Origin of the sequence: Alcaligenes endophyticus (assembly GCF_026344035.1) — a bacterium.
Taxonomy (GTDB): domain Bacteria; phylum Pseudomonadota; class Gammaproteobacteria; order Burkholderiales; family Burkholderiaceae_B; genus Alcaligenes; species Alcaligenes endophyticus.
The window spans coordinates 361,220-374,716 of record NZ_JAPKND010000002.1 but is presented as its reverse complement, the minus strand read 5'-3'; the positions used below and the strand labels follow the sequence as shown (position 1 = coordinate 374,716).

General features: G+C 49.2%; 10 protein-coding genes and 1 pseudogene. 6 read left to right on the top strand and 5 right to left on the bottom strand.

What is annotated here, in order from left to right:
• From OSH01_RS06030 to OSH01_RS06020, 3 genes are all read right to left on the bottom strand, one after another.
• A complete protein-coding gene (locus tag OSH01_RS06030; RefSeq protein WP_266123171.1) occupies positions 1-1,542 on the bottom strand; it encodes a class I SAM-dependent methyltransferase in 1,542 nt (513 codons plus the stop codon).
• A gap of 81 nt (positions 1,543-1,623) precedes the next feature.
• Positions 1,624-3,174, bottom strand: coding sequence for a phospholipase D family protein (locus OSH01_RS06025; RefSeq protein WP_266123170.1), 1,551 nt, complete (start codon positions 3,172-3,174; stop codon positions 1,624-1,626).
• Positions 3,175-3,200: 26 nt separating this feature from the next.
• The gene (locus tag OSH01_RS06020; protein WP_266123169.1) at positions 3,201-4,103 is read right to left on the bottom strand and encodes a LysR substrate-binding domain-containing protein; all 903 of its coding nucleotides are present in this window, start codon (positions 4,101-4,103) and stop codon (positions 3,201-3,203) included.
• Between the two features lie 133 nt (positions 4,104-4,236).
• Between OSH01_RS06020 and OSH01_RS06015 the strand changes: the two genes are divergently transcribed.
• From OSH01_RS06015 to OSH01_RS06005, 3 genes are all read left to right on the top strand, one after another.
• The gene (locus tag OSH01_RS06015) at positions 4,237-5,217 is read left to right on the top strand and encodes a Bug family tripartite tricarboxylate transporter substrate binding protein (protein WP_266123168.1); all 981 of its coding nucleotides are present in this window, start codon (positions 4,237-4,239) and stop codon (positions 5,215-5,217) included.
• Positions 5,214-6,506, top strand: a complete 1,293-nt coding sequence (locus tag OSH01_RS06010; protein ID WP_266123167.1) for an amidase — start codon at positions 5,214-5,216, stop codon at positions 6,504-6,506. Before OSH01_RS06015 ends, OSH01_RS06010 begins: the two co-directional genes overlap by 4 nt.
• Before the next feature lie 237 nt (positions 6,507-6,743).
• A complete protein-coding gene (locus OSH01_RS06005) occupies positions 6,744-8,042 on the top strand; it encodes a ferredoxin reductase family protein (protein WP_266123166.1) in 1,299 nt (432 codons plus the stop codon).
• Positions 8,043-8,093: 51 nt separating this feature from the next.
• Here the strand turns inward: OSH01_RS06005 and OSH01_RS06000 are convergent, their stop codons facing one another.
• Positions 8,094-8,564, bottom strand: a complete 471-nt coding sequence (locus OSH01_RS06000; protein ID WP_266123165.1) for an SgcJ/EcaC family oxidoreductase — start codon at positions 8,562-8,564, stop codon at positions 8,094-8,096.
• A gap of 209 nt (positions 8,565-8,773) precedes the next feature.
• Here OSH01_RS06000 and OSH01_RS05995 point away from each other — a divergent pair, with 209 nt between their 5' ends.
• The gene (locus OSH01_RS05995) at positions 8,774-10,009 is read left to right on the top strand and encodes an ArsB/NhaD family transporter (RefSeq protein ID WP_266123164.1); all 1,236 of its coding nucleotides are present in this window, start codon (positions 8,774-8,776) and stop codon (positions 10,007-10,009) included.
• Between the two features lie 74 nt (positions 10,010-10,083).
• Here OSH01_RS05995 and gcvA read toward each other — a convergent pair whose 3' ends face one another.
• On the bottom strand, positions 10,084-10,989 hold the full coding sequence (gcvA, locus tag OSH01_RS05990) for a transcriptional regulator GcvA (protein ID WP_266123163.1): 906 nt from the start codon (positions 10,987-10,989) through the stop codon (positions 10,084-10,086).
• 144 nt (positions 10,990-11,133) lie between these two features.
• Between gcvA and OSH01_RS05985 the strand changes: the two genes are divergently transcribed.
• Together OSH01_RS05985 and OSH01_RS05980 are read left to right on the top strand one after the other, a co-directional pair.
• The gene (locus OSH01_RS05985; RefSeq protein WP_266123162.1) at positions 11,134-12,336 is read left to right on the top strand and encodes a CaiB/BaiF CoA transferase family protein; all 1,203 of its coding nucleotides are present in this window, start codon (positions 11,134-11,136) and stop codon (positions 12,334-12,336) included.
• Positions 12,333-13,466: pseudogene (locus OSH01_RS05980) on the top strand (acyl-CoA dehydrogenase family protein); the annotation flags it as partial. The gene OSH01_RS05985 and the pseudogene OSH01_RS05980, both read left to right, overlap by 4 nt.
• Positions 13,467-13,497 lie beyond the last annotated feature (31 nt).

Here is a 13,497-nt window from a genome sequence, read left to right as displayed (position 1 = left end):
TTAGATATACATCGCGTACTTGCGTAATTGAGCACGTAACTGCTGCAGCGCTTTTTCCTCTTGACCACAGCGCTCACCCCCTGCCATCAAATGAGTTGAAGCGCGCTCATCCATGTCTTGTAACAAACGCAATTGTTGGGCATTGAACTCACCCGCTGTACTTTGATGCCAGGCATTAAAATCACCAATCGGCGTCTCGTGATGCCAGCGGTCTACAATGACATCTACCACTCCGGGCACTAAACCTGAGTAAGTGTCTTGCAGGCACGCTGGTAAATCGTCGTAACTACGTGCCAACTCGACTGGCCAGTCCATGTATAAAGACTCTAACAACGACTGGCCATCATAACCATGGCGCTGTGCCAAACGTTTTAAGTCCGTCCCAGACACCGTCTTGGGCCATGCTTGATGCAAACAGTCTAGTAACAGCGCCATGCCTGCTTGCTGGCAAATCAAGGACTCGCCATGCAGCGTGTTATAGCATTGTTGACCCTCATCCGCTTGCGTATTGAATTCGAACCAACCTGCAAACTGCAACTCAGCAAGACGCTGCCAGTCAGGCAAAAAGCGGCGTGAGTGAGTACCTTGAGGAATCAATAAGCTTTGCCGGAAACTGCGGCCTACGGCAAAATCTAAATACTGTAATTGCTCATTACGATCTGAGCTGGCCGCCAACATTGATAACAAGCCTATGTCTAAGTCATACGTACCTACATGGTCGGTGGCAGGATTCACGTCGCCCAAATGCAATAAACCATGCCTTTGCGCTTGCGTCGCAAAATCAGCCACGTAAGTGGGCTTATTGTAAAGCTCCAAATACTCATGAGCGAGGTAATAGGCCTGATCGTCACCGCTAGGCACCCGATGTACTAAGCTTTGAAGCAATTGACGTTGGGGATTGCGTCGGCATAGATGACGAGCGAAGAAAGGCAGCATTTCTCGAGCTCGCGATACTCTGTCAACCGGATCACTAAGATGTCGGCTGTGCCATCTCATCGCATCTCGCAACACTTCAGCCCCTTTCCAGCCTGGGTAAGTATTAAAGCTTACGTAAGCGAGTCCATCCTCTTTTAAATTCTCAGCAACCACCCGCATAACATGAGTTTGCATTGCTTGCGGGATCCAGCTCCAAAGGCCATGCGCAATAATGTAATCAAACTTGCCCCATTGCTCATTGATTTCGCTGATACACGCTAATCGCAGCTCAATATTGTGTAACCCGGCACGGTCGATTAACGCTTGCCCAGCCTTAATCTGTTGAGCAGAAATATCCACGCCAATAATTTCGGCCTCCGGATATAAATAGGCCGTAGGAATACTATTTCCCCCCGAGGCACAACCTAACTCTAAGATGCGCGCACGTTTGACCGCCGGCGCCTGCCAGCCATAAAGGTAAGCCGCTGCACGCATATAGCCCGGCGCACTCCACTTGAAGGCCCCTGAGTAATAAGGGTAAGCATTATAGGTATCTGCTAATTCTTGCATCTGGTCCGGCAGGTCGAACCACATCCCCTGACTATCGATATTTTCGTTTAATTTCATTGTGGCTAGATTCTAGCAAACCCCGCACAGAAGATTAAGCCCCTTACCCCATTTTGCTTACACCCGACCTTACCAGCCCCGTTATAGCAATGGCTCAATAGGTAACAGAGATAAAAAGCCTACATACAAGCGTGTCCACAGACCAGCCCCAGGCTCATTGCTTAAGATGTTCATGCCTTCTGGGGTCTGCTCAAGCCAAATAAGCTGTTGTTCACGATTCAGCCCTAATTGATAGGCGTATTCACGCAAACCATGATCAAAAGCTTCCGCCACGGCTCTGGCCATTTCAGGGCTTTCTATCACAAAACCTAGCTCTGTATTCAACCGAGCTGAACGCGGGTCAAAGTTAAATGAACCAACGAAAACACGTTTGCCATCAATAGCAAAGGTTTTGGCATGTAAGCTAGTTCCTGAGCTACCGAAAAGCCCTGCTTTTTCCTTAGGCCGAGTACGATTTTGCTCTGAGCGCAATTCGTATAAAGACACGCCACTTTTCAACATCGGCACCCGATACTTTGCATACCCAGCATGGACCGGCAGCACGTCCGTGGCCAGTAAAGAGTTCGTCAACACCCGTACTTGTACGCCCTGACGCACTAAAGCTGCCAAGATCTCCACCCCTTGCTCAGTGGGGACAAAATATGGCGAGACGATATCCACCGACAATTCGGGTTGATTTAACACCGCCTGCAGACGACTGGTTAATAAGCCAGCTTGATGGGCTTTATCTAGCACTTTAGCCGGATCGTCACTCACAATATGCACAGGCACCCATAAAAAATTGAGTTGCCCTGCAAACAACCGTTCAATAAAGGTAGATTGTGCAACGGCCTGAACATAGGCTTGGGCTTGAGCTATGGTGGCGGTAGTAGCCTGTTCCTCAACAATGGCTTGCACGCGCTTTTGTGTGGGCCTATCAATGAGCAAACTGACCGGATACGCCGACTCGCTGTTCCAGTAGCGATCAAAATCATGCGACATATCATCAACAATAGGCCCCGTTGCCAGTACATCCAAGTCAGCAAAAGCAACACCCTGCGTCGCACCAAAATACTCGTCCCCGATGTTACGCCCACCCACGATGGTTAACAGCCGATCTACCGTCAAAGATTTATTGTGCATACGCTTATTTAAGCGACTAAAGTCGGTAATAAAACCCAACTGCTTCCATGTCCGGAAAGGGAAAGGGTTGAATAAGCGCACCTCCACCCCCGGCTGCTCATTAAGTGCAGCTAACTTCTGGTCGAGACCAGAAATGCCGTTATCGTCTAGCAATAGCCGCACTCGCACGCCCCGTTGGGCCGCCTTATGCAAGGCATGCAATAGCAACTTGCCGGTAATATCATCACGCCATATGTAATATTGAATATCTATACTGCGCTCTGCTGCACTAATGAGCAACATACGTGCGGCAAATGCGTCCATCGGATTGTCCAGCGCTAACACACCCGACAACTCTGGCTGCCCCTCCAAGGCTGGTATCAACACACGACCTAGTTTAGTGTCCGCTGCCTCTTGTTTATTAATCGCCTGCGAGGCCACCCTACCCTCCAGAGTAGGCAATGCGCAGGCTGACACCATGCCTAGCAATAAGAAAAAAAGAAACAGCCTTAGGGTTTTCGGTATGCTCATTATTTGCTCAACCATTGCTTATGCTGCTAACGCTGGCATACGTCTAATGCCATTTGTTCTACCTGTAACACTGCCAACTGCGCGTTGCTTTGTCGGCGCACACAGTAGAGTTCCACCATGGTTTTTTCGTGCTGCTGTAGTAAGGGGCGAAAAATAACTTGCTCGGAAAATAAGGCTCTCGCACACTCGGGCACTAGCGCTATGCCCCGATTTGCCATCACCAAAGATAGTATCGTGGGCAAGGTGCTATGATCAATCATATTAGGATAAACATGGAAATGGGTAAATAAACCATGCACCCGTTCACGAAAATACGTGGCTTGATCGGGCTGATAATCAATAAAGTCCTCCCCGTTTAATTGTTCTACCGATATCTGAGCGCAAGAAACGAGTGCATGACTAGGATGCAACGCCACACAAAGGGCCTCCCGCTCGATTAAAGTAAAACGAAGATCCTTGCCGATGGCTTCGGCGGGTTTACGCAGTAAAGCAACATCCACTTTCTCCTGCCTCACATGCTCAATTAACAAGCGCGAATGGCTTTCTTCCAGACTGAGCCGCAGCGCAGAAGGCAACTGGCCAATCAAGCGTGGCAAAAGTTTATACGCTACTGAACTACTAAACCCCAATCGCACATGCGCTAAGCCATCAGCTTGTCGCAGGCGACGCAACAAATTCTCTTCTTCCAATTGTTGCTGTAGTAACCAATTTTGCAACACTCTACCCGCAGGACTAAGCTGCACATTACGTGTGTCGCGTACGAATAAGGCCGTACCCACGGCCGCCTCTAAACGTTGTATCTGTTGACTTAAAGGGGGCTGACTAATATGCAGACGTTTAGCCGCTCTACCAAAATGTAGCTCTTCAGCGAGCACTAAGAAAGTGTGTAAAGACTTAGCTTGAAAAATAGAAGGGTTGTCCATACGCATTAAATATCTTTATAAATATTAATAATGCCAAATAATAGTATTGGACGACATTATCTGTCTTGCTTATTCTTCCTTAATAACAACGTAGCAGCCCGACACCAGAAAGGGTAGGTAGGCGAGACAGGAGAAAATGATGAAAGACAAGACAATGCGAGTAGCCAAGCATGTGGTGCTAGCAGGTTTACTGGGGCTAAGCACTATAGCCGCAGCCCAAGCAAGCGATTACCCGAACCGACCCGTCACCATGGTGGTGCCCTTTAGTCCGGGCAGTATTACCGATGTGCTCGCTAGATTAGCGGCTAAAGGTCTAGGCGATCGTACTGGAGGAAATTTTGTCGTAGTGAATAAACCGGGGGCTGGCGGCAATATTGGTGCGGCTGAGGTGGCCATGTCCAAACCTGACGGTTATACCTTGTTAGTCGGCGCAGCCAGCACTAACGCCATCAACCCTAGTTTATTTAAAAACCTACGTTTCGACCCCATCAAAGACTTTATACCCATTTCAAATCTGGCCAAAACGGCTAACGTCTTGGTAGTGGCTCCTGACGTAGAAGCCCAAGACCTGCCTGAGTTCATTGACTTAGTACGCAAGCAGGAAATTACTTATGGGTCCACCGGCAATGGCGGCAGCATGCACCTGTCGGGCGAGCTGTTTAAAACCATGGTGCAAGGCCAAATGCTGCATATTCCTTATAAAGGGGGTTCCGAGGCGCTATCCGATTTACTGCCCGGGCGCGTTCAAGCCATGTTTTGCAATATCCCACTATGCTTGCCTCATATCGAAGCAGGTAAACTGCGCGCCCTAGCGGTTACCACCAAGGAGCGCTCTGCCTTGCTGCCTGCCGTACCAACAATGGCCGAATCAGGGCTGCCTGAATATGATGTCTATGGCTGGTTTGGCCTTTTTGCCCCAACGGGCACTGACGCGGCTATCATCGAAAAATTAAATACAGAAATGCAGGCCATTCTAGGTGATGCTGACATCAAAGTCTTATTGCTACAACAAGGCGCCGAGCCCGATCCTTCAACGCCAGAAGCTTATGCCGAATTCGTTCAGCACGAACACGACAAATGGGCACAAGTAATTGAAGAAGCAGGGATTGTAGTGGAATGAATAGGTTTGGACTTGACACCCATCTGGGAGCCTGGACAGCGGCCAAAGACATCGCCGCTGGCCGCCGCACCGCTAAGGGGCTAGTTGAGCAGTGCTTGGAAACCATTGCTCGCCTAAACCCAGATGTGCATGCTTTTGTTGCTTACGATGCGCAACACGCTTTGGACTACGCAGCAAAAATCGATGCTGGGGCCTATGCAGGACAAGCCTTACGAGGCATACCCTTCGCAGTAAAAGACGTGATTGAAACGGCCGCTTATGACACTACCTATGGCTCACCCATCTATGCCGGCCATCGTCCAAGCGTTAACGCAGCCTGCGTGCAGCGCGCGTTAGATAGCGGCGCAGTACTGATGGGTAAATTGGCTACTGGCGAGTTTGCCACTCAAACCCCCAGCCAAGCTCGTAACCCTTTACGCTTAAATCATACACCTGGCGGCTCTTCCAGCGGTTCGGCCGCCGCAGTCTCGGCGGGAATGGTACCTGTCGCGTTTGGTACTCAAACAACCGGCTCCATTGTACGTCCAGCTGTCTACTGCGGCGTGGTGGGCTACAAACCTAGCTTTGGGATGCTGGGTAGCGCGGGCATGAAAACACTTAGCCATTCGCAAGACACTCTCGGACTCATCACCCGAGATGTACGCGACGCCGCCTTTTTTTCAACCGGTTTGCTCGGGGCGAAGATGGTGGAGCAAGCGACAGACGCCCCCCATATTGCCGTGTGCTACTCACACCAATGGGATTACGTCTCTGAGCAAGGGCAAGCGGCCATAGAACGCCTGGCGCAGAAAATAGAACGGTGTGGCGGTAAGGTCAGCCATATACATTTGCCTGCTCTGCTGGACGAACTCGTTTTACTACAACCGCGTTTGTTTATGTTTGAAGCCTTACAAAACCTAGCACCAGAGTGGCACCATCACCGCGAACAACTGAGCCCCCGCTTACAAGCTCGCCTGCAACAAGCCACTACGATCAGTTTGAACGAATACCTAGACATCCGCCAGCGAGTAGAGCAAGGTAAAGCGGTCTTAGCTGAGCTACTGGCCCATACTGACGCCATACTCTATCCAGCTGCCGCTGACGAAGCCCCCGAAGGGCTACAGGAAGCCGGAGACCCTCGTTTCGGAGCACTGTGGTCCATGCTACACGTGCCCAGCGTCTCCTTCCCCGTTGAACTAGGCAACAAGGGGCTGCCCTTAGGAGCACAATTAATAGGACGATTTGCACAAGACTTGCGCTTACTCTCTGTTAGCCGTTGGCTAGAGGACGAAGTGCTCAACATTTTATAACCCTGTACGTTCACCCAACCGAAACGCCTTAATCTCCCCCCGGCAGGTTAAATCAGCTAGCGCACCACACTTTTTTATACGCGATGCTCAGCATAATGTTTGTTGGCATCGCGTTTTTTTTACTAGCATCCCACATAATATTTTCAACAATATAAAAAAGCAGAGTTGATACTAATCAAAATGAATAGTTTTAACAAAACAAAAAAATCCACTGTATATTATTTATGATTAAATGATATGGAAGACATTCCTCAACTCATGCCCCCCTTAAATACCATGATCTTGAAATCCTGGCATACAGTAAGCAGTATCACCCTCATCAGTGCCGTTACCGTCCTGCTGCAAATTCCTATTGATACGTGGGCAAGCTCTGCGGCACTAAGCTTAATAGCCGGAGCGGCTTCCCTTGCTTGCATGGCGTTCGCCTGTATTTTGGCAAGCCGCTGGTCAGTAGTTGAAGCGTGTCTAGGTGGTTTAGATCGAGTCTATGAGACGCATAAATGGCTAGGGATATGGGCATTAGTATTTGCTGTGTATCATTTTATTTTTAAGGCGAAACTCAATACATGGGATGTGCTACCTATTATTGAGCTGAGCAAGTACTGGACTCGCATGATGCGCCAATTAAGCATCGTCGCCTTAGTGCTAATAATTATACTTTCACTTAATAGGAACATACGCTACAGCGTGTGGCGTTGGTGGCATAAGTTATCAGGCCCTCTTTTTGTTATTGTTATTTTACATTGGCTCAGTTTTGCATCCCCTATTACCTTGCTTAGCCCAGCGGGACTTTGGCTGGCGGTTATTTGCAGCCTGGGGGTATTGGCCGCAGCGTATCAACTCTTACTTTACCCCTTTATTGCTCCCGGAGGTAGCTACCGTGTGGCTGCGGTCGAACACAGTAAAGGTACTGTCCACCTAGAGCTTGAGCCCATTAAGCGCGCTTTCCCATTTGACGTCGGACAATTTGCCTTTCTTTCTTTTAAGGAAAAAGGCTTACGTGAGCCGCACCCTTTTTCTATCGCCAATGCCCCCACCGCTAATGGCCATCTACACTTTGTCATACGCGCGTTGGGGGACTATACAAAAAGACTCCATAAACAAGTTAAGGTAGGTATGCTGGTCGACGTGCGCGCGCCTCATGGGCGATTTAAGCGCCACCTGACTGCTCAGCGTGAAATATGGATAGGAGCAGGAGTAGGTATCACCCCCTTTATATCCTGGTTAAAAGATCAGCAAAAGGCTCACTTCGAGCGCGTACAACTGATCTATTGCTTCGACCCCCAGCGAGCGTTTCCTACGCTAGATAAAATTCAAGAATTCGCTGATCAGGCGAACATACCACTGATTGCTAACCCCAGCGGAAGCCAAGCTCTGAAAGACACCTTAGCCAAAGCAGCGCAGCAAGTTCCTCCCCAAGACATTCATATTTACTTTTGTGGCCCTAAAGGCCTGTTGGCTCACGTCAAAGAGTTGATGCAAGAACTGGGCATACCCACCTCGCATATACACTACGAACTCTTCGAGTTTCGTTAATACAACCGTCATGTCTTTAGAGTCGCACCTGTTGCGGCTCTAAAGTTCCGTTCACTGCACGACTGGTAACAACGACGAATGATGATTCGTTATTAACCACTGGCCATCTATCCACTTATACGCAAATGTATAACGGGCCTGAACCTCTTGACCCGTTGCACCCATCGTAAACACATACATACCTGAGTCGGTAGCGGTATTACAGCCTATATCAATTAAACGACTCGTGACTCGCCCTACTGGCTGAGACGCTAAAAAATGGACAAAGTAATCTTCCTTGTCCGCTTTGCTCACACGATTTACGTCCGATAAGGTAGGCAATAAAATAGAATGCTCAGCATAATTATCGGCTACCGTTTGTGGATTTCCGGTTTGTAAGGCCTGATTCCAACGCTCAAATAATGCCGCCACCTGATGCTCGTCGATCGGCGCACATACTTGAGTTTTATTCACGCCGTCGCCACCGGTAGCGCAAGCGGATAGCACTAACGTAGCGATAACTATACCCACTCGTTTGATCATGACCTTCTCCTTGATGTGTTGATTTTTTCACGTCACTCACAGTGTCAACGTTTTATAAGCAATAACGCTAAAATGGCCAAGCAAAAGTATTAAATAACCTTGGCATACTTTATCACTCAACTGATCCGGTGAGCTCCCTATCAAGAGCCGATATAAAGGCTGCGCTCAGCGCTAGTCCCAAAGCAAGGAAACACACTAAAGGAGTTTTGATGAATTTCACGCTTGTGATTTTTCTACTGGTCTACCTCGCCATGGGGGTTGGCCATCTACCTGGCTTCAAACTAGACCGCACGGGCGCCGCTGTAGTAGGCGCAATGGTTCTGCTCGCTCTGGGCTACCTGTCACCGCAAGCCGCTTGGAATGCCATTGACTACAACACCATAGGGCTGCTATTTGGACTGATGGTCGTATCGTCGGCTTTTGTCGTGTCTGGATTCTACGATCGGGCCGCTGAGTGGGTAGGAGGACTACAGGTCTCCCCGCCACGGCTATTAGCCATTCTGATTGGGGTGGCCGGTGGCCTGTCAGCAGTCTTGACTAACGACGTCGTTGTCGTAGCGATGACGCCTGTTCTGGTTTCCATTACGCTCAAACGCGGCCTGAACCCCATTCCCTTTCTACTAGGCTTTTGCTTTGCGGCTAACGTGGGTTCAGCGGCAACCATTATCGGCAGTCCACAAAACATGATTGCCGCCCAAGCGCTCAACATCTCCTTTACGGGTTTCATGAAAGTATCGGCCCTGCCAGCCTTACTTGGCCTACCCCTAATTTGGTTGACCATTGCCCTACTCTACCGAGGTAAATGGGAGCATACTCAGTCCCCTAGCAACACAGCGGCGCCCAGCACAGAAATCATCCCCTTTGACCGTACAGAAACCATCAAGGCAACGGTGGTGACACTCATTATGGTGGGCGCTTTTGTATTTAGCCAATGGCCCCACATGCTAATTGCCCTAGCCGGTGCAGCAGTGCTGCTCATCAATCGTAGTATTTCATCTAAAGACATGCTTAGCCGCGTTGATGGCAACCTGCTTTTACTGCTGATTGGGCTGTTCATCGTTAATCAGGCTGTTGCGGCAACACACCTTCCACAGCACCTCTTAACCGCCCTGAGCGGTTTTGGCCTGCATCTCAATGAACCACTATCCATGCTTGCCGTAATGTCGATATTAAGCAATGTGGTGGGTAATAACCCAGCTGTCATGCTCGTAGCACCATTTTTAGACGGCAGTGTTAATCCAGAAGCGCTAGGCGCTGCCATTGCACTGGGCACCGGCTTTTCCTCAAACATGGTCATTTTTGGCAGTCTCGCCGGCATTATCGTGGCCGAACAAGGTCGAGTCCATGGCGTTGCGATTAGCTTCATGGAATTCACGCGTGCCGGCCTACCAGTAGCACTGCTTTGCCTTATTTTAGCCGTTGGCTGGATTATCTACCTCACCTAACCGGCTTCTCACACAGCCAAGCTGAGACTCTAAGGTACTACCAGACGGCGCTCAAAGCATGAGCCTTATCACACCTATGCACTTAGTTTTTTGATGATCTTTTGATCAAACGAATTTCCCTCGTCGATTAACCAATCACAAAAAGCCTTCACCACCGGATCATGCTGGCGTTCATTACGAGTGATCAAAAAATACCCTGGCGTGTGCATCCCTATCTCAGGAAACGGAGCAATTAAGCGTCCCGATTTCAGGTCTGGCCACACCAATGGAGAATAACCGACAGTGCATCCAAGACCGTCCACGGCCGCCTGTAAACAAAAGTATAAGTGCTCAAGTTCGATCGATTGCGCTGGTACCACCCGGCTGTGATGGGCGATAGCCAACCAGTCCGCCCATGCACTGGGGCGCGCAGGACAGTGCAAAAATGTGTGCTGAGACAAATCCGCGATGTCATTCAGCGGATAACGTTCCAGCAAACTTGGGGCACAAACCGGAAACGCAATTTCCGAAAGCACTCTAACCTTGTGAAAACCCACCGTTTCTTGGGGTTCCCTACGAATCACCACATCAATATTAGCTGGCAAACGACTCACCGGCTCTAAACCTGTCGATATCTGCACATCGATATTAGGAAACAGTTCACGAAACCTAGCCAGACGAGGGAATAGCCAACGCATGGTAAAGGTGGGAAGTGCATTGACCTTAATGACCTCGTGTGTACTTACTGTGCGTGATGCCATGGCAATGGCCGCTAGAGCAGGACTGACGGTATCCAAATATAAACGCCCCTGATCTGTTAACTCTATCGTTTTCCCCCGTCGATGAAACAAGATGATACCGAGCCAGCTCTCTAGGGCTTTTATTTGATGACTGACCGCGCTATGCGTCACAAACAGTTCGTCGGCCGCTTTGGAAAAACTACGTAATCGTCCAGCAGCCTCAAACGCGCGGATGGAATTCAAAGGTGGTAGCTTATGCATAGAATGTTAGTTTTTTTCATGTTGAATGCCAATTTATATCGTTTGAGCACGTATTACACAAGTGATTTAATAAATATCATAACAAGCGAGCCCCTAAAAATATTTTCTAACAACTGGGCTGGCTATATTAAGGAAATGATTTTTATGCTTTCAGGTAAAACCATCTTGGATCTTAGCTGGGTATTAGGCGGTCCTTTCGCTGGGCAGTTACTGGCCCAATTAGGGGCTGACGTCATCAAAGTAGAAACTTTGGAAGGCGATCTTTCGCGCCGCATTCCGCCCATACTTAATGAGCACGAATCGCCCTTCTTTTTATCCGTCAACCGGGGCAAACGTAGCATTGCTATTGACCTAAAAACGGAGGCAGGGAAAAAGACCTTCTACGATTTAGTCAAACAAGCTGATGCCGTTATTTATGGTTTTGCGCCCTCCGTGCCCGTGCGTTTAGGAGTTGACTTTGAGACACTTAAAACGATCAAACCGAGCATTGTGGTAGCCCAGTTAGTAGGTTTGCACGATAAAGGCGAATACGCAGATGCCCCAGCCTTTGATCTAATGATTCAAGCTCTCAGTGGCGTAATGAGTATTACTGGAGAAGAAAATGGGCGCCCCGTGCGAGTCGGCTATCAAGCAGCTGACCTAGTAGGTGGTTTGTATCTTGCTTTGGCAACGGTAGGAGCACTATGTAAGGCAGAAAGCAACCATACTGGACAATATGTACAAGTTTCTTTATTTGACACTCAAGTTGCCATGCTGACTTGGCAGGCTCAAGGATGGTTATGCGGTGGCCCTATACCTGAAGCGAAGGGATCACGCCATGCCATGATTGCACCAAGTGATATTTATCGAGCCGCCGATGGCGTATGGATTGCATTATCCCCCACAGGGGAGGCTTTCTGGCAAGCACTGTGTCAACAGCTAGGAAAGCCTGAGCTAGCACACGACCCCCGCTTTAATACACCTTCCGTACGTATAGAGAATGTCAAACAGCTCAGCACCATTCTAACCGAATGTATTGAGCAAAAAACCTCGCACGAATGGCTGGCTTTATTCAAACTGGCACGAGTGCCGGCTGCTCCGGTACTGCATGTCAATCAGACATTGGTACATCCGCTCATCAAAGAGCGAAAAATGCTCGAATTCGTAACTCATCCAGACAGCCAAGAAAAAGTGTCGATGTTGGGCAATCCTTTTAAGTTTGACGGACAACCCAATTTGGAATACCCACCCAAAATCGCCGCAGACACAGAAGCCGTGCTCCAGCAGCTAGCGGGATACTCGGTGGAACGAATAAATGCATTGGCACAAGAAAAAGCAATAGGCATCTTAAAGAGAGCAGAAAAATGAGTCAGACTACTATCAGCACGAACGAAACACCAAACAACCTCGAAACATTGCTAGATACACTACATAACTTTACTCAAACTGAAGTCAAAAAGATTGCCGGCGCCCCCCTTGAGGCGCAACGCTGGGCTGGTGAAAGTATTCGACTGGCTTGCAAACAGGGCTTGGCAGGCATTGAAGTACCCAAAGAGCTAGGCGGACTCGGCTTAACATTTCACGCACGTGTCAAAGTGGCGGAGTACCTCGCTCACACAGACTTCGCTTTCTCATTTGCGTTCATCAACCACCATAACGCCATTTTAAGGATTGCCCAAGACGGCTCTGCATGGGCAAAAGAACACTACATACCTGCTTTACTTAACGGTGATTTGATTGCTTGCACCGCGATGTCTGAGCCTAACGCCGGTAGTGATTTTTCCGCGATTACGCTCAAAGCGCGAAAAACTAAGGGCGGTTGGCTACTGAATGGCAGTAAACAATGGATATGTAATGCGGTAGGAGCAGACCTAGCGATTGTATTTGCGCAAACCGATGAGGGATCAGGTAGTGCTGGAATTGCAGGGTTTATTGTTGAACTCCAGCATGCCACTTGCAGACGGCTGCCCTGTGGGCCTTTAAATGGTCTGACCCTAGCCGGCATAGGGGGCTTTAGCTTGGATGAACACTTTGTGCACGAAGCAGCTGTTTTATATCCACCCGGCGAAGGATTTCGCATGGCTTTAGCAAGTGTCAACAAGGCTCGTGTTCATATTGCAGCCATGGCCTCGGGCTTATTACGCAGCGCGCTTGAGCAAGCTAATACCTATTGCTCAACACGGCTGGCGTTCGGTCAGCCGATTATCAATTTTCAGGGCTTGCGTTGGAGTTTAGTAGATGCCGGTCTGAAGCATGACGTACTGCAGTTACTGACTGATCGGGCGACTGCCCTCATTGAGGAGGAGTCGCCACTGGCCATGGACTCCGCTGCTGCAGCAAAACTGTATGCAGGCCAGGAAACTCTTAACGCCATTGCCCAATGCATCCAAGCCATGGGAGCGGCGGGATTACAAGAAAGCCAAGGGCTGAGCAATAAGCTACTCGCTGCCAAAGCTCTCTGCTTAGCCGACGGCACTAATGAAATGATGTTAGAACGTTTAGGCGCAACGCTGGCACAACGATACCAAA